We start from the raw sequence: 22,391 nt of genomic DNA on the forward strand, positions 1-22,391 counted from the left end.
TCATTATGAATATGAAAACATTTGAAATGCGTGAAAAACGATTAGCAGAACTATTAGGTGCAAAAGTACTATGGGAGTTCATAAGTGCTGTTACAGAGGAGATTGAAAAGCAGGAATTAGAGTCTACACCAGGTTTATTAGAAGATCTATTCATACATGTAAAAGAAACCATTCAAATCCAGAATATGAATCAACGCATAACAAAAGCCCCTGTACAAACAGAGGCTGATGGTATAAATAAAGATACATTATTTATGGAAGCATATGTAGAATTAATCAATCATAAGTTTGTTATTTCTGAATTAGCTGTAGAGCTTTCATCTGTTCTAAAAGAATTAAATTGTTTTGTTCAATCATCTTTGCCACAGCTTCAAAATAAGCTTGACTCTCAAGAACCTCAACCTGCTTCTCTTTAGGGAGTGATTGAAGTATTTCTTTTATCTCTTTACACTCGTATATTTTATTCTCTGAGTCTTCAATTAATTTATTACGACGGTTGGTGTATTCAAGTGCATCTAAAGCCGCTAATGCGTGAGGATCTAACCTTAGAATTTCCATGTATTCCTCTCCATTCTTCTACAAATAATTCGATAGGGGAAAGGAGATTCCTTTAATGATTTGCTAAGGCTGTTATATAGTTATATAATATGTTACTTATTAGTGAGCATGTTATTTAGCAGGAATATAATAGAATTAGATGTAAAAGAGCTTCTTACAAGGATGAGAAAAAAAGAGAGCCCAGTAAGTCTCGTTCTTTTCCTTTAAATACTCTACATATGGAACGGTTATTTACTTGTATCATGAATTTCTTGAGGAAGATTAGGCAGACATAAGGAATAGGATATGCATTAATGGATAAACAAAATTAAAGAGGGTTGTAATAGAAAAGATTATAGAAAATATTCAGGAGTTATAAGGTAATATGTATTAAAGTGTTTACGAGAGGGAAGCCGTATATAAATCGTTACTTAAAAAGTAAAAGATTAGTCCTTGAATATAGAGAAAGTACTTGGTTAATTGTATAGATGAAATACTGAGTGTGTAAAGTTAAATTAAGCAAGGTGCTGAAACCTGAGTATCCCTTGAATATTAATACGCATTAAACTTTATATCCTAATAATCCTAGGAGATTCTCCAACCGTTATTACTGTATTTACCGTATAATCAACGTAGCTAAGGATGGTAACTGTGTTTTGTTCCGGCTGAGCAATATAGGTGAATTTCCTAATAGGTGTAAAGGCAGCCATTTTCTCTGTAAAGATTGATAAAACTACATTAAATTCATTAAACTTTAATACTATTGATTGTTCGGATTCTATGGTTAACTTTAAGTATAATATAAATTTTAAGAAAACAAAAGGATTTGAGCTTGTATCTAAGTTAGAAAAAAATCAAGAAAATATCTTTTAAATGTGGAAGGAAACACTACATTATTAGGGACAAAATAAATATAGTTAATTTAGATAAACGACAAATAAAAACCACAACTATATGGTTGTGGTTTTTATTTGTCAGTTAGGGAATTCTCCATGCAAGATATAATACTTTACTTTTTTAAATCCCGAAGCAGAATTGTAACCACTGAATTTTTTTCCGGCAAGCCAATCCTCTTCCGTTACACTGCTTTTATATATTTTTTTATTAAAGAGTTCGAGGGAATCTATAAAAATCTTGGAAAGAGGTTCTTGTAAATTGTCCTCAATATTTCTATTGAAAATTGCGAATACACACTCGGATAAAATTAAATGGAGTGAATGTACCCCTATACCTTTTTGGATATTATAACCTTTTTCAAAAGTTCTATTTGGTCCAAAACATCCGTGCCATTTGTCATAAATAGTTTCCCATGCTTGTAAAATGAAAAGTTGCAACTCTTTTATCGCATTATCAACATCTTCTTTTTGAATTGCTTTGCTAAAACCTGCAGTTTCTTGTAAATTTTTATCAATTTGATCAACGATAGGATATAATGATTTATTAAATGAGTTTAAACTAATAATTGTTCCTTTATCGCTAGGGGTTCTTTTAATTGCATGGTACCACATTGAATAGCTTTCTATTTCAGTAAGATATTTTGATGTTTTAGTAGCAATTCTTTCTTTTCTTTCATGTGCATTGTTTAAATAGTCAGTGGACTGTGAATATATTGTATTTCTTAAAGTGATTGCAAGATCTGTACTAACTGGTTTCCCTTTGCTGTTTATATCGATAAACGCATTTATTTCATTTAATTTATCATTGTGAGAATGATTAATTGCCATCAAGATGATAGGAAGTTCGACTTTTAATAATTCATTTGATTTTGTTATGTCCCCGTTTTCTTGCAATTTATTTATTGCATATTCAAAACCTTTAATTCGATGTTGTCCGTCAACTATGCGTATTTCTGTTCGGAATTTTAGTTCGTCGCTGCTTTGAAAATATATATTTTCATAATCTATTGCCCCAAGTATAGCGGATGGTAGAAATACTGAATCAGAGTTTTCAATTAAATACTTTGCAATGTTTTTATAATGTGATGGAATAGGTGGACGTTGGTAACCATTATTTCCGTTCTCCTCATCATAAATATCTACTTTATAGTTCTCGAGTATTTCTTCAATTGTAAGTGAAAACATAAATATATCCATATCCAGTTGTTTAAATTGAGAATAGTTTTTTATCAACATGATTTTGTCCTCCTATTAGTTGAAATAAATTTTCTGTTGTAAATGTTTTAAATCTGTAATTTTAGTCTTACTTTCAGAAATTAAAGCTAGCTGCTGAGAGTCAATGTTGAAATCAAAATCGACGTCTGCTAAAGTGGTAACGTTATTTTTTATTTCATTAATAATTTGTAAATCTATTTTTCTATTCAAATAATATTGAACTTGTAATTTTAATATAAACACCATAGTGGAAGAAATTTTTTCTAGTTCGTTAGGGGTAGCGCCATACGATAATATAGGTTCATTAACATCAAAGGATTCTAGAAACTTTCTTATTATATTGATAATATTCTCTTGGTGTATATCTTCAAGGAAAAAATCCATTTTTTTATGTGAATGAAAACATTCAATAAGGGATTTTAAAATACAATTATTTACAAAAGATAAATTCAGAGGAGTTTCATCGATATCTTCTATCTCAATATCATTAATATACTTACCCATATAAGTTTTTAACAGCATATATGTTAGTTGAACTAGGCTATTTTGATAATGACTAGGCAAGTCTCCTTGATGTTCTTGATCTACTGAAAGTTTTGTATGAATAACTAGTAAACAACACCAAAAAATATCTGTTTCTTTAGATAAAATCTCAATATTTTTAGCCAATTCTTCAAAAATAGCAGGAGTATCTTGATTTAATATTCCTTCTTCAATGTAGTTATCTAAAAGGATTTTAAAGTCTTCGATTGAACCTTCTGTATCTGTTGTTGTACTAAAATCAAATTCATTATCTGTAAATTGTATTTCAGTTACTTTTGATAATAGTTTTTGGGTGATTTGTAAAGATTCTTGGTAATTACTACATTCATAAAAATATAATTGTGAGATAAGACCATAGACTTCTCTTAAATCTAATTCAGTGTCATGAATTTTTTTTATAGATTCATGAAATTTATTATATAAAATTTTTGTAACCATGTTTTTAGTTTCTTTAAGTTTATCATTTTTAGAAAGATGCCCCTTCAAATCTTTCAATTGAGCGTTAAGGGTTTCTAAAATGGTATCAATAGAACCCATTAGTTTGGAGTGGAAGTCATTATCTAGGTTGAACTTGTAATTTTTATAGAATAACATATGTTCTAATTCTCCCCAGAACATATGCGTTAAAGACTTTATTTGCAGTTCTATATTTGTGAATGTATCTTCACCTGTAATATATTTTAACTTTAATTTGTAGATGTCTTTTCCATTTCTCTGTTGGACAGGTTGATCTTCATAAGAATAGGCTAAATAGGGATAAGTGGGGTCTTCTTCTGTATCTGCGATAAAGTACTTTCCCCCTGTAAAAACGTGTTCTTTTGAAAAATGTGACTTTAAAATTTTATATGTTTGGTCCTCATCATCATTTAACAAACAGATTATTCTTATTCCGATGATATCATCTAAAATTTGATCAATAAATTTAACTGCATCACCTTGAGCAGCTTTAAAAAAATCTGCTTTTCTTATGATTTTTTCTTTCAAACTTTCTGGCTTTTTTACTCTGCCATTTAACATATAGTTTTTTAGTTCCGTATCTTTTTTTAGTATTTTTTCAATTTCAGAAATAACCGCATGTTGTTCTTCTTTTAACCTTGTTGATGTTGCAGAAGAACTTAAATGATTTTGACTTTTTTGAATAAATTCACGTAAATCCGCATTCAAAGACTTTCCCTCCTGATTGATGTCCTAATAAAACAACATAATAATATTATTACCATACAAGGAAGGAAATGTTTAGTATTAAATGTTAAAATATACTATATAAAAGCTGTTTTTGAAGAGGAAAAAATAGCTTCAGAAGCAATAATTATATATAACCGTTGTCCCTTATTAAGGATAAAAGGAGCCATCGCGATGGGGATTATTTATGATGAATTGGAATTGTTAGAGATTTTTCGCAATGAACATAAGGTTATAGATGCTGATGCAAGTATATATAGTTACAAATCGACAGATGCGTTAGGATATACCTTAGAATAATTTATATTCATTTATATAAAATACTTAATATTTGAATTGACGCATGAGAACTTAAAATCGCGTATTTACGATTGGATCTGCTAGTACTATAAAAAAATCGTCACCTAAAAAAGTTAAAAGTTTGAGAGAACAATATTTAGGAAAGACACCTGGAAAGAAATCAAGAACTGGCCGTGAAGTAATAGAAAAAATGAAAAATGAAAATCCACCAAGAATTAGGACAACACGTGCCGGTAAAATGCAATTTAAGGCAAGTGATGGAGTGTGGTATGATCTTGGTAAATCAGATATGGCTCATCTAACCGATGCTGTCTCGTGGTGGAATAGTATTGGTAGGCATTATGGAGCAAAGTCTAAGGAAGTTAGAAAATGGATGCTAGATTCTGTTAATTATGAATTGGATCATTTTAGTTTAAATAGTTCAGCAGGCACTAAATTAGGTGAGAGATATTTGCCACCAACTAAAAAATAATTGGAGGTAAAGGGAATTGAACTAGAACTAGATGACAAAATATACAATCGAATTGTACAACTATGTGAAGAGGGAGATATTCTATTTGAAGTAGAACAATTTGATCAAGCATTGGAGAAAAATTTAGCGGCTTTAGATATGGTGCCAGCACCAAAGACGGATTGGGAAGCAAGTACTTGGTTATATACAGTAATAGGCGACACTTATCTTATTAAAGATGACTATGAAATGGCAAAAAGTAATTTTTATAATGCTTTAAACTGTCCAGACGGTATTTCGAATCCATTGATTTTATTGAGACTTGAAGAGAGCTTGTTCGAATGTGGAGAACTTGAAAAAGCTAAGGAATATTTATAAAAAGCATACATGCTAGAAGGTTACAAGATATTTTTTAAAGAAGATGATAAATATTTTGATTTGATTAAAGACCTTATTTAAGGAGGAGCAATATGGCTATATTACAATCACCTATAAAAGAGAAATTCGAAAGTCTCGTTAATCAGAGTAATGATGAATTTGATAACAATAATCATAATGAGTCTATTACATTATTAGAAGAGGCTTGGAGTGTATTGCCTAATCCGAAAGGTATTTATAATGAAAGTTATGATTTAGTGAATGATATTATTGATACTTGTTTTATTGTAAAGGATTTTAAGACAGCAAAAAAATGGTCAGATAAAATGTTTTTAACCGGATTTATGCGTATTGATACAGGTGAAAAAGAATTTATTTCAGGAAAAGTTGCGTATGAATTGGGTAATTTAGAAATAGCAAAAGAGTTTTTTAACTTTGCTAACAAAAAATCAGAAGGAAGATGTTTTGAAGATGAGGATGTTAAGTATCTTAAATTCTTCAAAAGTTAAGAGTGTAGGCTAAGTGGTAGATAGCTAAACATTTTATGTATGACGAAGATGAAGAATAATTGAAATATAGGCGTGAACCTCGGTTCACGTCTTTTTGCGAGTTTTTTCAGTTTCTCCGCTACAAAATCGACTTAGGGTTAGATTTAATAGTGTGAGAGATGAGAGTAGTAGCTGATCATCTTTCTACCGGCGCTTCTTCCAAGATATACAAATGAGAAGTTTTGAAGCTTTTTTGAAATTAACGTTACGAAGAAATTCAGGGGTCAGATTTATACGTAGGAAAAAGAATTGAATAATAATCGGAGGTAGTTACTATTGAAAAATCAATATCGTGAACTGTAAGTGACAGCACTTCGCTGATACGCAAGAACGTGTCTATAAGAGATTCATAATAGTTGAAAAGCGCTATAGCTTCGTTTATTTGGAGTATCAAGTAAACGTCTTAATTCATCAACTGTAAGTACAGCAATCTCCTCTTGTGATTCGTTTACGCTTTTTATTTGCTGCATAGGATTACGCTCAATCAATTTTTCATCAACTAAAAAGCGGAACATCACTCGTAATGTCTTCAGCCGTGTATTAATCGTTGAAGGAGAGAGACCAACTGTTTTACAATCATCAGGTTTGTAATTATGGTCTTCAAGCTGTATTTTTTCGTTCTTCATAAATACTATGTAATTGCGGATCACATCAGTCGTAATTGTATCTATCTTTCTGCTAAGACCTTTGTAATCGAGGATATACTAAAGTATCGGATGTTTTTTTATACTGATGCAAAGTGGGTGTAGATCGATCTTTCGAACAAATCGTCAATCGTTTGTATAGCGAATATTCGTAACTTTGTCTTTACATGTTTTCCTCCATGTTTTGAAATTCTTTCTTCATTATTTGGTGTCATAGAAAAAACGCCTCCTATTTCGTTTTTGAAAACGAGACGAGAGACGTATAACTACCCGTTGCAGCTGACCGCCACCATGTTTGGGCGGCAAGTCAGCGGAAAATAAAGACCGCATCAAACGTTAATTTGATACAGTTTCTACAATTATGGACTCGGATTGGCTCGAACTCAAGATCTCCACCCTGTGAAGGTGGAGGGGTATTTGATTACTCTTCTTCTTGCATTAAAAATTTCCAAAAACGTTTTAATTCTTCACGCTTTTTGGATGGTGCAAACTTTATATCTTTTAACCATTGATCTAATTCTATTTTGTTTCCGTCCTCTGTAACATTAAAATCTCGCCCTAAAAGAAAATCAGTAGATACATTAAAGTAATCTGCTATACGTATCAAGGTATTGTAATCAGGTTGACGTTCATTTCGTTCGTACATACCAATCGTACTTTCACTTAGCTGAAGCGAGTGAGCAAGTTCTTTTTGCGTAATTCCTCTTTGTTTTCTTAAATCACGAATTATATTTCCAAACGTTTTCATTCTATCACCTGATAATATATTAACACAATATGTGTTAAATAATTAAAATTTTTAAAAGTTGATAATTAGAATCTATTGACAACACAAATTGTGCGGTTTATATTTAAAATAACAACACGAAATGTGGTCTTAGGGGGAGAAGATATGAATTATGAAAGAGTGGCCCAAAATCTAATTAGATTAAGAAATGAAAAATCTAGAGAAGAAGTGGCAAGAGCTGTGGGAATCAGTGTTAGTACATTGCAAATGTATGAAAATGGTCAGAGAATTCCACGGGATAATATAAAAATAAAATTAGCGAATTTTTATGGTGTTACAGTACAAACAATTTTTTTTGATTCAGAACAACACGAAGTGTGTTGAATAATATTAGATTTTTAAGATTATGTAGTTATTTTTTAGAAATTTAAGTTTGGAAAGTGTTTTAGGAAATTTTACATAAAAAAATAATATTTTTATCATTATATATAAATAATAGGAGTGTATTTGCTTGAACATGAAAACATTTGAAATGCGTGAAAAACGATTAGCAGAACTACTAGGTGCAAAAGTACTATGGGAATTTATAAGTGCTGTCACAGAGGAAATTGAAAAACAAGAATTAGAGTCTACACCAGGTTTATTAGAAGATCTATTCGTACATGTGAAAGAAACTATTCAAATTCAAAATATGAATCAACGCACAACAAAAGCCCCTGTAAAAACAGAGGCTGATGGTATAAATAAAGATACATTATTTATGGAAGCATATGTAGAGTTAATCAATCATAAGTTTGTTATTTCTGAATTAGCTGTAGAGCTTTCATCTGTTCTAAAAGAATTAAATTGTTTTGTTCAATCATCTTTGCCACAGCTTCAAAATAAGCTTGACTCTCAAGAAGCTCAACATGCTTCTCTTTAAGGAATTTTATTTCTTTATGCTCAAATATGTTATTTCCGGATTGTCGGATTAATTTATTATCTATGCACAACGTATCGTAGAATATGTTTTATTTTAAATTATATATGTGTGATATAATATATAAATCATTTTTGGGGAGGAATTATTTATGAAGTGCAATAAATATAATTGGGTACATTTAAAGAGGGAAAGCGTATCAATGACCCTATAAACTACGTCTACCCTTATTATTGGAGGGTAAAGTGTGAATTCATCTCATTCACATTCAATATTACGCCATAATCAAATTTTATTATGGCTCTGTGTTCTTTCTTTTTTCAGTGTTTTAAACGAAATGGTTTTGAATGTTTCATTACCTGATATCGCTAGTGATTTTAATAAGGAACCAGCAAGTATAAACTGGATAAACACAGCGTTCATATTAACTTTTTCTATAGGAACAGCTGTATATGGAAAGTTATCGGATCAGTTAGGCATTAAAAAGCTACTCCTATTTGGAATTATAGTAAATTGCTTCGGATCAGTTATCGGGTTTGTTGGACACTCTTTCTTTCCCGTACTTATTTTGGCTCGGTTTATTCAGGGAGCTGGCGCAGCTGCATTTCCAGCACTTGTGATGGTGGTTATTGCGCGCTATATTCCAAAAGAAAATAGCGGTAAAGCATTTGGGCTTATTGGGTCCATTGTAGCAATGGGAGAAGGTGTCGGACCCTCTGTTGGTGGAGTGATTGCCGAATATGCTCATTGGTCTTATATACTGCTTTTGCCTGTTGTAACGATTATCACTGTTCCCTTCCTTGCAAAATTATTGAAACAGGAAGATGTAATAAAAGGGAGTATTGATGTTAAAGGAATAATATTTATGTCCGTTGGTATTGTATTTTTTATAATGTTTACGACATCTTATAGAATTTCCTTTCTAGTTGTTAGCATTATATGTTTCTTGATATTTGTTAAACATATTAGAAAAGTGTCTAATCCTTTTGTTAATCCTTCGCTAGGCAAAAATATATCATTTATGATTGGAATCATTTGTGGAGGACTTATATTGGGAACCGTAGCAGGATTTCTTTCTATGGTTCCTTATATGATGAGAGATGTCTACCAATTAAGTACTGCCACAATTGGAAGTGGGATTATTTTTCCAGGAGCAATGAGTGTTATTGTTTTCGGTTATATTGGGGGAGTGCTTGTTGATAAGAAAGGTTCTCTATTTGTATTAACAACTGGAGTTGCATTTCTTTCTATAAGCTTTTTAATAGCAGCCCTTTTTATAGAAACAACGCCTTGGGTCATAACAATTATAGTAATGTTTGTTTTTGGCGGGCTTTCTTTTACGAAAACAGTTATCTCTACCATTGTTTCAAGTAGTTTGGAACAAAAGGAAGCTGGTGCTGGAATGAGTTTGCTTAATTTCACAAGCTTTCTATCAGAAGGAATGGGTATTGCGATTGTAGGTGGATTATTATCGATACATTTGCTAAATCGAAAATTATTACCTATAAATGCTGATCTGTCTACTCATTTGTATAGTAATCTGCTATTAATTTTTGCAGGAATCACAATTACTAGCTGGTTAGTTACAATGAAAATGTATAAACGTTCAAGAAGAAATATATAAAGAGCCAAAGAATTCATTTTTAAACGAATTTATTGTTATATTTTTGGGTAGAGAATATCCTACATCAAAAATTAAACGATTTTAAGTATAACCTCGTCCTAATTTAGAACGGGGTTATACTTGTTTAAACTTTTAAACGTAAATAACTACATTGTCGCTTTATTATTTGTAATTACAACAAATTAGTTAAGGAAGACTTAAATACAAGTGGTTACTAAAATAGTGTCTTGCTTAAATTGTTCTCCTTTAATGTACCTCATATATCAGTCTCCTTATCTCATTTTTCCTACGAGTCACCCCAGCTTCAGAAACTGCGTAACGGAAACCAAAGAAATATGAAGCCAATTAATATAGTAAAAGAACAATTTAAAAATATGTTGAGATTATAAAATGGTGCCAAGAAAGGATTGCTCATTTTATGCTTCTACAGTTCATACAATAAATTGATGAATTTCTAAAAGCGGAACCATATCCGGAAATTTAGGCTGATGGTGAGTGAAGTAAAGATGCTTGGTGCTGTGAAAAATTAGGTAGTTTAAAAGGGGATTTTTTATGAAGAATGAACGTGTAGTAACTTGTAATAAAAAAGGAAGTATTGCAGTCGTTACAATTCAAAATCCACCAGTCAACACTTTAAGTTTAGAAGTAGTTCAACAATTAGTAGATGTATTAGAGGAAATAGAAATTGATAATGATATTTCAGTCGTAATTATAACTGGAAGTGGAGAAAAGGCCTTTGTAGCAGGAGGGAATATAAAAGAATTTCCAGATTGGATGGGCAAAGGTGAAAAATATGCCGAGATGAAATCATTAGAATTGCACCAACCTCTTAAGCAACTAGAGAATCTGCCTAAACCGACTATAGCTGCTGTTAATGGGTTAGCACTAGGTGGTGGATGTGAATTAGCACTTGCTTGTGACTTAAGGATAATAGAAGAACAATCTTTAATTGGATTACCGGAAATTACGTTAGGTTTATTTCCTGGGGCTGGAGGAACCCAACGCTTACCTAGATTAATTGGAGAAGGCAAAGCAAAAGAGATGATGTTCACAGGGAAATCGATTACAGCTAAAGAGGCAAAAGAAATAGGCTTGGTTAACTACATTACCCCTCGAGGAGAGGCGTTAAATAAAGCAAAAGAGATTGCAAGGGATATAAGTAAATTTTCTCTTCCAGCTCTCGCCTATATGAAGTTGGCAATTCGCGAAGGGGCAGCAGTACCTTTACAAGAAGGGCTTGAGATTGAAGCGCGTTACTTTGGAAAAGTATTTCAAACAGAGGATGTGAAGGAGGGGGTAAAGGCATTTATTGAAAAAAGAATGCCGCATTTTACAAATAAATAGAATGGGACGAAAAAAGTTATCCAGGTTTATTCTACACTATGTCAACATAGATGCTGTTTTTAAAGCTATTTATTTGTTTTTCGCAACACCTTCAGATCCAGTTCGTCTAATAAATAGATTTGTAGTAGCATGTCTATTTCAAAAGTGAAAATAAATAAAAAGGCGGAGGAATAGAATGGAAAATGGTACAAATGAAAAGGAAATAAATCAAACGCCTTTAGTAAGTGTATTAATTCCTACGTATAATCGTCCACACTACTTTGAAAAAGCTTTATGTAGTGTATTAGAACAAACGTATCCTAATATAGAAATTATAATAGGGGATGATAGTACAAACGACGAAACAGAGAAAGTGTTACAAAAGTACTTGTATGATCATTCAAATATTATTTATATAAAAAATAGGTCAACTCTTGGACAATTTGAGAACTCACGTATGTTATTTCATGAAGCGAAAGGTGAGTATATAAACTTCTTAATGGATGATGATTTATTTCATGTAAATAAAATTGAAAAAATGATGAAATACTTTTTAAATGACCTAGATAATGAAATTAAACTTGTAACATCCCATCGCCAAGTAATGGATGCAGAAGGAAACCTATTGCCAGATGTTTATTCAACGATGCGTTTATTTTATACAGATACAATTATAGATGGGTCACAATTAGGAAAAATGGTGATTATGAATCAAAAGAATTATATAGGAGAACCGACAACGGTTTTATTTCGTAAAAGTGATTTAACAGAACCGTATGGTGTATTTGATAAAAGGCGGTATCTTTGCAACGTAGATGTAGCTTCATGGTTATCCTTACTAAGTAAAGGGAAAGCAGTATATATAGCGGAGACACTCAGTTACTTTCGATTACATTCAAATCAGCAGTTAAATGAATCTAATAAAATGATGGATGGGTTAGAGGATTTTTCTCATAGTATTATTATAGCTGGAGAAAAATATGGTTTCTTATCCTCCGAGGAGGAGTTAGACAGAGCTATTACAAATTTTCTAGACTATGCAAGAAGAATTGTTCCATCATCCATATTATATTCATTGGACTACTATCAAAAAATCAAGCTAAAGAAAATAAATATTGAAAAGAAAAAACAGCGTATGAATATCAACTCGCACCTCCCAAAAGTCAGTATACTAATTCCTGCCTACAATAGACCTCATTACTTAGAATTAGCCCTCAAAAGTGCTTTGAATCAAACCTATGAAAATATTGAAATTATAATTTCTGACGATAGTACAAATGATGAAGTAAAAACAATGATCCAGCCATACTTAAAAGAACATGAATGTATAACATATGTTAAAAATGAAAATCCATTGGTGGCTGAAAATTTTAATCAATGTATAGAGCTTGCTACTGGTGAATATATAAATTTTTTATTAGACGATGATTTATTTCATCTTGAAAAGATTGAGAGAATGATGAAATACTTTTTTGAATTAGAAAACATTGCATTTGTGACGTCGTACCGTGAACTGATTGATGAGAATGGAGAGGTATTACCCCCCTCAACATTGAATATGAAAATTGCCATAGAAACTACAATTTTTGAAGGGGAAACACTAGGGAATTATATGTTGAAAAACTTGAAAAACGTAGTTGGAGAACCGACAACGGTTTTGTTTAATCGCAATTTTTTTGGAGGGAAATTTGGTTATTTTAAGGGGAAAGCGTATTCTTCTATTAATGACATTGCAACTTGGTTAGATATGATGAGGAAAGGAAAAGTAGTTTATATAGAGGAACCTCTTAGCTACTTTAGACAACATAGTGGACAAAATCAAAAACAAATGTACTTTATATTAATGACAATTGAAGAATGGATTGAATTAATTACAGATGCACATAATAGTGGATTTTTAAATACTGAACAAGATTATAAAGAGAGCCTATCTTATTGTTTGGAGAATGCGGGATTTATACTTAAGGATGCAGTAAGAAGTGGAGAACTAGATCAAATTTATAATGAAAAGATAAAAAACGGGTTAATTAAACTAGTTACTCATATATTTGAGAAGAATATTTGTTATTGCCAATATTGCAATCAAGAATTTAAAAGTTTTTCTCCTTGGCCAGCACATTATGATTTTCTAAAATATGAATTTGAGATGTGGAATAAAGATACAGGTATCTGTCCAGTTTGCTATTCGATGGATCGTGACAGGTTGTATCGTGCGTACATTGAAACAGAGACGGATTTGTTAAGTAGGAATTATACTATGCTTCATATTGCACCTGAAGAGAAGGTAAGAGGATGGCTTAACCAGTTTAAAAACATTACTTATATATGTGGGGATTTAGAACCAAAGGATTCTTTAATGGAGGAAATTGATATTACGAGAATTGCATACGAAAATAATACCTTTGATGTTATTTTATGCAGTCATGTATTAGAACACGTGCCTGACGATGAAAAAGCAATGCGAGAATTATATAGGGTACTAAAGCCAAATGGATGGGGAATTATTCAAGTGCCAATCGTAATGAATGTAGATTTTATTATAGAGGATAAATCTATTGTAACGCCATTATTGAGAAAATTAGCCTTTGGTCAAGAAGATCATGTTAGGATTTATAATCGATCGGGATTTATTCAACGATTAACAAATGCGGGCTTTAAGGTAGAATTGTATAACATAGCTGAGAAACAAGGAATAGAAATTGCTAGGAAATTCGGATTATCTGAAACGGATATGCTCTATATTGTCCGAAAATGATAGAAAGGAATAGATGCATATGGAGAATATTCCTTTTTTACGTGCGTCAATTGTACCTGCAAACGAGTACTTAGATAAATTAGAGCAAATTGATATATCCCACATATATACAAATTATGGACCTATAAATCAACGTTTTGAAGAAACAATTATGTCGGAATTTTTTCAGAACAGGGGAGCAGTTACAACAGTAGCAAACGCAACGCTAGGGTTAATGGCGGCAATTCAATGTAAGAAAAGAAAAAAAGGAAAGTATGCTCTTATGCCTAGTTTTACATTCCCTGCTACTCCATTGGCAGCTATTTGGTGTGGCTTGGAGCCTTATTTTATTGATATTTCATTAGATGATTGGTGTATGGATAAAACGGTACTTTTGGATAAGATTGATGAATTAAACGAAGAGGTTGCAGTTGTTGTTCCATATGCAACATTCGGATCATGGATGGACTTGAAAGACTATGAAGAATTAGAGAAAAAGGGTGTTCCGGTTGTTGTAGATGCGGCACCAGGGTTTGGATTAATGCATGAGGGTGTACATTACGGTCAGAATTTTAGTGGTATGATTGTATATAGCTTTCATGCAACAAAGCCTTTCGGAATTGGTGAAGGTGGTATGATATATAGCCATAATGAGGAAGAGATAAATCAAATTAAAAGAATGGGGAATTTCGGATTTGATCATAATCGTGAATGTACGATGATGGGGTTTAACTGTAAAATGACTGAATATGCAGCAGCTATTGGGATTACAACGATAAATAAATGGGATCAAAAAATGCAAGAACGAACTCGTATCTCTGAATGGTATAAACAGTTATTACAAAGTACGGGATTAATCAAAAAAGGCTGGCAAGTTCAAAAGACAAAAGCAGTTATTCATCAATTTATGCCTATTCTCGGTTCAGAAAAAATTAACAATATGCAGATAATAGAAAAGTTGAAAAAGCAAAAGATAGAAGCTAGATCATATTTTTCACCATCTTGTCATCAACAAGATTTCTTTAAAAAATATAAGTCTACAGATTTAACAAATACAAATAAAATAGAAAAACGAATAATTAGTCTACCTTTATGGGAAGGAATGACAAAAGAAATCGTAGAGAAAATTATAATGTGTTTAATGCAGAAGGGGGTTTCCACAGATGAATAGTTTTTATAGTCAAGAAGAGTTGAGCGAAATTGGCTTTCTATCTGTCGGGGAAAATGTATTAATAAGTAAAAAAACCAGCATATATAATCCAGGTGCTATATCTGTTGGAAATAATGTAAGAATCGATGACTTTTGCATTTTAAGTGGCAAAATTACAATTGGAAGTTATTCGCATATAGCGGCATATACAGCGTTATTTGGAGGAGAAATGGGGATTGAAATGCATGATTTTGCAAATATTTCATCAAGTACAATTGTATATGCAGCAATTGATGATTTTAGCGGAAATACATTAATGGGACCGACTGTTCCACATCAATATAAAAATGTGAAAGTTGGAAAAGTTATTTTAAAAAAGCATGCCATTGTTGGTGCGCATTCTATTATCTTTCCCAATGTAGTAATAGGAGAAGGGGCGGCAGTTGGCGCGATGAGTATGGTAAAAGAAAGTTTAGATGATTGGTATATATATGTTGGGGTGCCCGTAAGAAAAATAAAAGCTCGTAAAAAAAATATAGTAGAATTAGAAAATGAATTTTTAAAAAGTATTAATTCCTGAGTGTTTAAAAGATTTTGTTGCAGCATTTCTCAAAAAAATAAAAATAGAAGAAATGACAAATGTATCAAAAGCTACTCTTTACAGAGCAATTAGAAAAAGAAAAAAGGATATTGTTTAAGTACTCACTTAATACGTGAGTACTTTTTTGGTTTAAATAAAGTATTTAAAAAATATCTGAAACAAAAATGTAAAAGTAGATGATTTAGAAATATATATTAAACTGGTGATAGTTATGATGAAAAAATATACTGGTTATAGGTTACTTGAAGAGTATTGATTATTTGTTGAGGTCTGGAGAAGTCAAAAACGCTAATGGTGGATATCGAGTGTTATTTAAAAAAGAGGTTGGGTATCTAAAAGTTCCAACCCTTTTTGTAAATGAGTAAATTCAGATAGAGAATGGTCTATATTACAATTATTGCTGTGAATGTAAAAGTAATAATTTTTTTATAAAAAACCATGATATGAATACTCTTTTTCTTATCCTATCTTGGTGGTTGTATTATAGATTTATAATCTCCTTGCTCCGCTGGTGTTAAGCATATCAGTTGGCATTCTAACAGATTTAATTGTACACATCCCATTATCTTTAAAAGAGAATATTGCTGTAACCATCTCATGACCTGCTTCATGGTCAATTCTGTGTACAAATAAACGTGTTCCAGCAGGAATTACAAATAGAAAAGGTGTTTGACCAGTAGGGGTCATTTCTATTTTCAAATCTTTTTGCGTGTCATAAAAATGTCCAACCTCAAATGCACGAAATTCATTTGGATTATTATAATAGTTATATGGATATAGATTCTGATACATAAATCTAACCTCTTTCTTTTTGTAAATTTATTTAATACATTAACCTATATATTCTTTAATTTAATTTGTGTATAGGCTAAAACATAATAATAGGGAAAATCGTATGAGGGAATGGATTTGATATTTTTACAATGGATTACATATTGCCAGTCACTGCCCTCTGATAGAAATAAGACAGTAATTTTCGTAAGTAGTTTGATGTCGTTGTTTATATTAGAAGAACAACCTTTTGTACCATTCTGAAATTTTCTGATTCAGTTAGTTACAGAGCATTCAAGATTTATGTTTAATTCTCTGATATAGGAGATAGTTTTTTGTTAGGCAATCCCCCAATTTTGTACAGACAATCATCTAACACATAGACAGCAAAATATAATACCGTGAAAAATACATTTAAATTGAGGAGTGATTGTCTGTGTATTATCCGTATAACCCGTATTATCCACCTTATACTTATGACGATGGTATAACGAATCGTACAACTGGTCCTAATTCAGATTTATACCAGGCTGGTTATCAAGACGGCTATCAAGCTGGTTATCAAGATGCGCAACAACCTGGGCAATATGTGGGGGAGGAAACTTCCATTAGACAAAGCTATCCACTAGTTGTCCGGGGAGGTGGCGCTCTTAGTTTTAGTGCGCAACCGGGAAATCAACAGGGAGATTTCAATATACTTGAGTTGTTTTTCAAGGGAGGGCAAAGACCAGCACCTTCAGGATTAGCTCCTGGCGAAGGTTCTTGGGTTGATCGTGGACTGAGAGAAAACGAGCCGACCATTATTCATCAGTGGGTTCCCGCGGGAGTTACATCTGCCCGCTGGTTCGATGATTTAAGGGACCCAAATAAGTACTGGACATTCTATGTTTATAATACCGGTCAGGGAGTAATGAGAGTAACACACGCATTTCCAGGGAAACCGTTTTAGTTTCAGTTTTTGAACGTATATACCATCGGCCTAGGTTTCTTAGGACTGGAAAGCATAACAATTGTGGAACATACACTTTTCTTTAATAAAAGATTGATAGAGATTAGTACCCTTTTAAAAAAAGATACCCCACGTGCCTTGAATGGGAAGTACAATCTGAAATAGATTCAACCTTCGTTGGGGTAATGGTTCGCCCATTACAGGATAATAATTTTAATACACGGATGAGATATTACACAGGTCTCCTCATGAGGGTAGTAGGTTCATGCGCAATGAAACTAGTAAAGATAGAGATTAAAGGGCTTGCTTCCTATTACATCAAAACAAGGTTATTAACTTAACTAGTGCTACTCAGAAGGTATAAATAGGGGCAGAAGCACTTTGGGAGCTTATAAGTGTAGTAATAGAGAGAATTAAAAAGCAAGAATTAGAGTCTATACTAGGTTTATTAGAAAATCTATTCGTACATGTGAAAGAAACCATTCAAATTCAAAATATGAATCAACGCATAACAAAAGCCTCTGTAAAAACAGAGGCTGATGGTATAAATAAAGATACATTATTTATGGAAGCATATGTAGAATTAATCAATCATAAGTTTATTATTTCTGAATTAGCTGTAGAGCTTTCATCTGTTCTAAAAGAATTAAATTGTTTTGTTCAATCATCTTTGCCACAGCTTCAAAGTGAGCTTGATTCTCAAGAACCTCAATCTGCTTCTCTTTAGGGAGTGATTGAAGTATTTCTTTTATTTCTTTACACTCGTATATATTATTCTCCGAGTCTTCGATTAATTTATTGCGACGATTGGTGTATTCAAGTGCACCTAAGGTCGCTAATGCGCGAGGATCTAATCCTAGAATTTCCATGTATTCCTCTCCTTTCCTCTACAATAATTCGATAGGGGGAAGGAGATTCCTTTAATGATTTGGTGAAATTGTGAAAGGTGACACTTATGTTAATTTGAATATCTTTTACTAACTTATTCTGTATAAAAAATAGCTGCACAAAAGTACAGCTATTCTTCTTCGCAAATTTATATAGCTTCAATGACGAATTGAGATTGAGGTATATAGAGTAATTGAGCTGTTAAGGAAGTTGTTGTATTAGCAAATGGGTATGCTTCCTTATAAAGAAAATTACTATACACTATTTCATTCATTTCATAGGTCGTACACAGTTTTTTTAGGATTTTTTGAGAAATTTTATTTGTACAAGCAGCAATAAAATCATAATCTCTTTTACTTATTTCTTGAATGGCATGTGAAAGAAGAGTAGTGACTATACCACTTCCCATCCAATCTGGATGACAAGCGCCCATATCTAGATAGACCAATTTTTCTTTATTTAAATGAGAAAACTCAATAGATTCTGTCTCTAATGTATCTAAAAGTTGAAAAATAGGTTCCATTTGCGGGCATAGTTCAATCGCTTTCTCTGTATCTATTAGTGGCTGGGTTAATTTTTTTGTTAAAAGAACTCCAACAATTTGAAAATTTTCTATTGCTACAAAAGACATAGCTTGAGATACAGCTTGTTTCATCATTTCTTCGCACATTTTGTGAAAAGGAGCAAAAGGAATTTGTAAATTGCTTACAAGAGGTTCATTATTCACAAAAGAATGTGCAAGTAAATGTGCTGCATCTTTCACGTGGTGTGTATCAAGTAGCTCAATATTCATATGTTTTTCCTCTTTCCTGATATAGTTAATAGTAATTAAAAGGATTAAAAATTTTATTTCATCTAGTTAAGTTTAGCTATTAAAGCGCTAACAAATATGGTTATGAAACATATGAATGAATCTGTTTAGTAGCAATCGAAATATGTTTATAAAGAAATTCTACGATCTCATCTATACATTCAACAGTTGTATATGGAGAGATTGAAAAGAACTTCAATGTAGAAATCGGATTTCTATCATAACTGTTTATTACATCTACTACACAAGAACGAGTTGTATCACCAAAAAATACTTGATCGCGATTTTCCCCTAGGTAATTAAATAGTTCAATATTTAATCGGTTTGTATCCTCAATCTCTTCTTTTGTTGCAAGGCCTATTCGTTCTTTTTCCCAATTTTCTTGGCCATCTCCATTCATATAGAAACGGAAAGTTGTAATTGGTCCATATGTAAAATCATTTGTGATTGCGACTTGAGGTAGCGCCTTGCGTAACTTCTCTCTAAATAATAGATTTACACGAATATAATTTGCTAATAATTTTTGATATCCTTCAATTCCAAAGGCTAATAGATTGATATACATGGGAATAGCGCTACCAGCTCGTGAACATTCTAAGGTATAGCCTGTATGATAACTCCCATATGATCTATTACCAAGATAAGGTGTATCATCTTGTTCAATGTCCATCAGTTGTAAATCAGTATGATTTTTTACGATTAAAATGCTTGAAGCGTAAGGTGTTTGTCCTAATTTATGAAAATCAAAACATACACTATCTGCAAGAGACATAAATTGCATTTTATCTTGTACGTATTGTAAGGCATTTTTTACATTAGGTTCAAATGAGAGTGGATTTTCTTCAAAATCATAATTATTAAAGAAACCATAGAATCCGCCCATTGCAGAATCAGCATGGATATAAATAGGTTTTAATTTATATGTTTTCTGTATTGCTTCAGCGCTTTCTTTAATTTTTTTTATATCATCAATGGTAAATGTATCTGTTGACCCCATAGTAGCTAGAATATAAAGGGGGATACCGCCATTTTCAATAACTTGTATCATTTTAGCCTCTAAATCTTCAATATCCATAGAATTTGTATAAGGATCAGTTTTCACTTTTATTAAGTGATTTGACCCAATACCAGTTGCTTCAGCTGATTTTAATAAACTATAATGTGCATTTTCAGAAGCAAAGCAATATACATTTTGTGGAGCGCCATGTTCTTTTGCTAATGGGAATTGTTTGGAAATTGCTAAGCGCAGGCTAGAAAACACGCATCCTTGTCCACCCCATGTGGTATATCCACCGCTATTATGTGGATTATAACCTATCAGTTTTGAAAGCATGGATACCACTTTCACTTCTGCTTCTGCTGCCCCTGGACCATATACATCCCAAACGCCATTACCATTTAAAAGGGCCATGGTTATTACCCCTAATAGTGAAGGTATACTTGGTAGTGGTACAGCGTTAGACAAATAATATTTATTTGGATACGGATGACCATTCATAAATTGGTTTAGCTCTTCTATAACCTCAGACATAGTAATTCCAGCTAGCGGAATATGACTTTGGTGAATTAAGTCATTGTAGTATCCTTCTGATTTTTCCTCACATTTACCTAAAGTAGCTCGCTCTTCATTTTTTAATTGGTCAAGATTTTTAATTATTTTCTGCATAGATTCTAATAATAGTTGTTGTTTTTCTTCATTTCCGTCAACGCTCGGAAATAATTTTAAAATATCTTGCATGCAGTCACTTCTCCTTGTGAAAAACTGGATTTTTATTTTACTTGGTTAAACATAAGGGTATAATAATTTGTAATTGCCCTTTTGAATACTTAGAAATGAGGAGCTATTTAGAAAAAAATGTAATTCCATAGAAGATTATATGAATTATGGAATTTAAAGTAAAGAAAAATTTTTTGATTTATTTTAAAAAAAGTAATTGTGAGATAATGAAGTTTCTAAAAATATTTCTGAATTAATTGTTTATTCGGTTTGCATGTTGCCTTAGCATGTATTCAACTAGTGTAGTAGATATTTTAATATAATGTAGAACGTATTATAAGGTAGTTGAATAAAAGGGTTCAACTACCTTATAAACTGTAGATATTGTTGGGAAAAGATAAAAAAATAGGGTGGAAGTGCTAAAGATATGTTCTAGTGGAGAAGAAGTAGTAGTATGGATTTGGTAGAAAAATCAGCATAATTTTTTATGGAAGAATAATTATTTGATCAAAGTTGTTTAATGAATTCAATTTCATTATCTAATAATAATGGACGAGTTAAGTGGGAAGAGTTCTCTTCAACCTGGGTAGAATTTTTTGCACCAGGAATAGCAACTGAAACGGCAGGGTGACTTAAAACATAACGTAAAGCAACTTGCGCTAAACTTCGATTTGATCGTACAAGTGAACGTAATTTCTCTACTTTGTTTAAGCTATCTTTAAACCACTTTTCTTTTGGCCAATCTTTTCTTAAATCATCGTCTGGAAATTGAGTTTCATGATTAAATTTTCCAGTTAAAATCCCCATCTTAAGTGGACCTCTTATCACAGCACCTAAATTATGTTTTTCAATATAAGGAAGGATGTCTTTTTCAGGTTCTTTATTCAAAATACTATAATCTAATTGTACGACATCTAAATCATTATCTTGATTAAAATGTTTTATATAATCTAAATCATTAGTAGAAACACCAACGGCTCTCACTTTGCCAGATTTTTTTAAGGTTTGGAAAGCTTGTAGAAAGGCTTCTGTTTCTTCATGTTTATCCCACCAAATATGACAAAAGTACACATCTATATAATCCGTTTTAAGCCGCAGTAAACTAGCCTCAAACGCATCAATGATCTTTTGAGGATCTCCATAAATAGCTGGTTGATTTGGGTCATAATGATGACCAATTAATCCACCTTTTGTAGAAAGAATGATATCCTGCCTGCGATTATTTATAGCTTTTGCAACTAGCGTTTCACTATGACCTAGTCCATAAACATCAGCAGTGTCAATAAAATTGACCCCTAGGTCAATTGCTTTCTCAATTGCATCAATGGATTCATTATCTTTTACTGCACCCCATTCATCTCCACCAATTGCCCAAGAACCAAATCCTATCTCTGAAACTATTAATCCTGTGTTACCTAATAATCTATATTCCATTATGTACGGACTCCTCCTTTACAGTTTATGTTATTAGAAGTATATATAG

The 22,391-nt window shown here is 32.1% G+C and carries 23 protein-coding genes and 1 pseudogene; 14 read left to right on the forward strand and 10 right to left on the reverse strand.

Annotated elements, in window-relative coordinates:
• The first annotated feature begins 5 nt into the window (after positions 1-5).
• Positions 6-416 carry a hypothetical protein gene (locus tag D1166_RS15540; protein WP_098213325.1) on the forward strand — a complete coding sequence of 137 codons (411 nt, stop codon included), beginning with the start codon at positions 6-8 and terminating at the stop codon, positions 414-416.
• 1,095 nt (positions 417-1,511) lie between these two features.
• Here the strand turns inward: D1166_RS15540 and D1166_RS15560 are convergent.
• The gene (locus D1166_RS15560) at positions 1,512-2,669 is read right to left on the reverse strand and encodes a DGQHR domain-containing protein (RefSeq protein ID WP_098213323.1); all 1,158 of its coding nucleotides are present in this window, start codon (positions 2,667-2,669) and stop codon (positions 1,512-1,514) included.
• 15 nt (positions 2,670-2,684) lie between these two features.
• Entirely contained in the window at positions 2,685-4,355 is a 1,671-nt protein-coding gene (locus D1166_RS15565) for a nucleotidyltransferase family protein (RefSeq protein WP_098213322.1), read from the reverse strand.
• Positions 4,356-4,547: 192 nt separating this feature from the next.
• Here D1166_RS15565 and D1166_RS31805 point away from each other — a divergent pair, with 192 nt between their 5' ends.
• The 4 genes and pseudogenes from D1166_RS31805 to D1166_RS15585 all read left to right on the forward strand — a co-directional run bounded on the left by D1166_RS31805 (position 4,548) and on the right by D1166_RS15585 (position 6,011).
• On the forward strand, positions 4,548-4,673 hold the full coding sequence (locus D1166_RS31805; protein ID WP_255263877.1) for a hypothetical protein: 126 nt from the start codon (positions 4,548-4,550) through the stop codon (positions 4,671-4,673).
• A gap of 121 nt (positions 4,674-4,794) precedes the next feature.
• Positions 4,795-5,145, forward strand: a complete 351-nt coding sequence (locus D1166_RS15575; RefSeq protein WP_255263876.1) for a GH-E family nuclease — start codon at positions 4,795-4,797, stop codon at positions 5,143-5,145.
• Between the two features lie 15 nt (positions 5,146-5,160).
• Positions 5,161-5,583: pseudogene (locus D1166_RS15580) on the forward strand (tetratricopeptide repeat protein).
• Between the two features lie 11 nt (positions 5,584-5,594).
• The gene (locus D1166_RS15585) at positions 5,595-6,011 is read left to right on the forward strand and encodes a hypothetical protein (RefSeq protein ID WP_098213321.1); all 417 of its coding nucleotides are present in this window, start codon (positions 5,595-5,597) and stop codon (positions 6,009-6,011) included.
• A 386-nt stretch (positions 6,012-6,397) separates the two neighbouring features.
• Here D1166_RS15585 and D1166_RS31810 read toward each other — a convergent pair whose 3' ends face one another.
• The 3 genes from D1166_RS31810 to D1166_RS15595 form a co-directional block, all read right to left on the reverse strand.
• Positions 6,398-6,676 carry a hypothetical protein gene (locus D1166_RS31810; RefSeq protein ID WP_229172724.1) on the reverse strand — a complete coding sequence of 93 codons (279 nt, stop codon included), beginning with the start codon at positions 6,674-6,676 and terminating at the stop codon, positions 6,398-6,400.
• Between the two features lie 98 nt (positions 6,677-6,774).
• A complete protein-coding gene (locus tag D1166_RS31815) occupies positions 6,775-6,909 on the reverse strand; it encodes a hypothetical protein (protein ID WP_255263875.1) in 135 nt (44 codons plus the stop codon).
• 206 nt (positions 6,910-7,115) lie between these two features.
• The gene (locus tag D1166_RS15595; RefSeq protein ID WP_098213320.1) at positions 7,116-7,442 is read right to left on the reverse strand and encodes a helix-turn-helix domain-containing protein; all 327 of its coding nucleotides are present in this window, start codon (positions 7,440-7,442) and stop codon (positions 7,116-7,118) included.
• A 144-nt stretch (positions 7,443-7,586) separates the two neighbouring features.
• Between D1166_RS15595 and D1166_RS15600 the strand changes: the two genes are divergently transcribed.
• From D1166_RS15600 to D1166_RS15635, 8 genes are all read left to right on the forward strand, one after another.
• The gene (locus tag D1166_RS15600; RefSeq protein WP_098213319.1) at positions 7,587-7,805 is read left to right on the forward strand and encodes a helix-turn-helix transcriptional regulator; all 219 of its coding nucleotides are present in this window, start codon (positions 7,587-7,589) and stop codon (positions 7,803-7,805) included.
• Between the two features lie 127 nt (positions 7,806-7,932).
• Complete coding sequence (locus D1166_RS15605; RefSeq protein WP_098213318.1) at positions 7,933-8,343, forward strand: hypothetical protein; 411 nt, start codon at positions 7,933-7,935, stop codon at positions 8,341-8,343.
• A 148-nt stretch (positions 8,344-8,491) separates the two neighbouring features.
• Entirely contained in the window at positions 8,492-8,554 is a 63-nt protein-coding gene (locus D1166_RS32360; RefSeq protein ID WP_106081929.1) for a tetracycline resistance efflux system leader peptide, read from the forward strand.
• A gap of 33 nt (positions 8,555-8,587) precedes the next feature.
• Positions 8,588-9,964, forward strand: a complete 1,377-nt coding sequence (tet, locus tag D1166_RS15615) for a Tet(L)/Tet(K)/Tet(45) family tetracycline efflux MFS transporter (RefSeq protein ID WP_098213317.1) — start codon at positions 8,588-8,590, stop codon at positions 9,962-9,964.
• Between the two features lie 552 nt (positions 9,965-10,516).
• The gene (locus D1166_RS15620; RefSeq protein WP_098213316.1) at positions 10,517-11,308 is read left to right on the forward strand and encodes an enoyl-CoA hydratase; all 792 of its coding nucleotides are present in this window, start codon (positions 10,517-10,519) and stop codon (positions 11,306-11,308) included.
• A gap of 175 nt (positions 11,309-11,483) precedes the next feature.
• Positions 11,484-14,042, forward strand: a complete 2,559-nt coding sequence (locus D1166_RS15625) for a glycosyltransferase (RefSeq protein WP_097855523.1) — start codon at positions 11,484-11,486, stop codon at positions 14,040-14,042.
• Between the two features lie 19 nt (positions 14,043-14,061).
• Positions 14,062-15,192, forward strand: a complete 1,131-nt coding sequence (locus tag D1166_RS15630; protein ID WP_000427938.1) for an aminotransferase class I/II-fold pyridoxal phosphate-dependent enzyme — start codon at positions 14,062-14,064, stop codon at positions 15,190-15,192.
• The gene (locus D1166_RS15635; protein WP_001084201.1) at positions 15,185-15,751 is read left to right on the forward strand and encodes an acyltransferase; all 567 of its coding nucleotides are present in this window, start codon (positions 15,185-15,187) and stop codon (positions 15,749-15,751) included. The genes D1166_RS15630 and D1166_RS15635 overlap by 8 nt, the downstream gene beginning before the upstream one ends.
• Before the next feature lie 510 nt (positions 15,752-16,261).
• Here the strand turns inward: D1166_RS15635 and D1166_RS15640 are convergent.
• Positions 16,262-16,564, reverse strand: coding sequence for a hypothetical protein (locus D1166_RS15640; protein ID WP_000284558.1), 303 nt, complete (start codon positions 16,562-16,564; stop codon positions 16,262-16,264).
• Between the two features lie 568 nt (positions 16,565-17,132).
• Between D1166_RS15640 and D1166_RS15645 the strand changes: the two genes are divergently transcribed.
• The gene (locus D1166_RS15645; RefSeq protein WP_255422512.1) at positions 17,133-17,492 is read left to right on the forward strand and encodes a hypothetical protein; all 360 of its coding nucleotides are present in this window, start codon (positions 17,133-17,135) and stop codon (positions 17,490-17,492) included.
• 602 nt (positions 17,493-18,094) lie between these two features.
• Here the strand turns inward: D1166_RS15645 and D1166_RS15655 are convergent.
• From D1166_RS15655 to D1166_RS15670, 4 genes are all read right to left on the reverse strand, one after another.
• Positions 18,095-18,361 carry a hypothetical protein gene (locus D1166_RS15655; protein WP_000404243.1) on the reverse strand — a complete coding sequence of 89 codons (267 nt, stop codon included), beginning with the start codon at positions 18,359-18,361 and terminating at the stop codon, positions 18,095-18,097.
• Positions 18,362-18,528: 167 nt separating this feature from the next.
• Positions 18,529-19,173, reverse strand: a complete 645-nt coding sequence (locus tag D1166_RS15660) for a GNAT family N-acetyltransferase (RefSeq protein WP_001019431.1) — start codon at positions 19,171-19,173, stop codon at positions 18,529-18,531.
• A gap of 100 nt (positions 19,174-19,273) precedes the next feature.
• The gene (locus D1166_RS15665; RefSeq protein WP_001152296.1) at positions 19,274-20,929 is read right to left on the reverse strand and encodes a pyridoxal phosphate-dependent decarboxylase family protein; all 1,656 of its coding nucleotides are present in this window, start codon (positions 20,927-20,929) and stop codon (positions 19,274-19,276) included.
• Positions 20,930-21,415: 486 nt separating this feature from the next.
• Positions 21,416-22,342, reverse strand: a complete 927-nt coding sequence (locus D1166_RS15670; RefSeq protein WP_097855524.1) for an aldo/keto reductase — start codon at positions 22,340-22,342, stop codon at positions 21,416-21,418.
• Between the last annotated feature and the right edge of the window lie 49 nt (positions 22,343-22,391).

The sequence above is a fragment of the Bacillus sp. ISO11 genome (genome assembly GCF_003458115.1).
Lineage (GTDB): Bacteria > Bacillota > Bacilli > Bacillales > Bacillaceae_G > Bacillus_A > Bacillus_A cereus.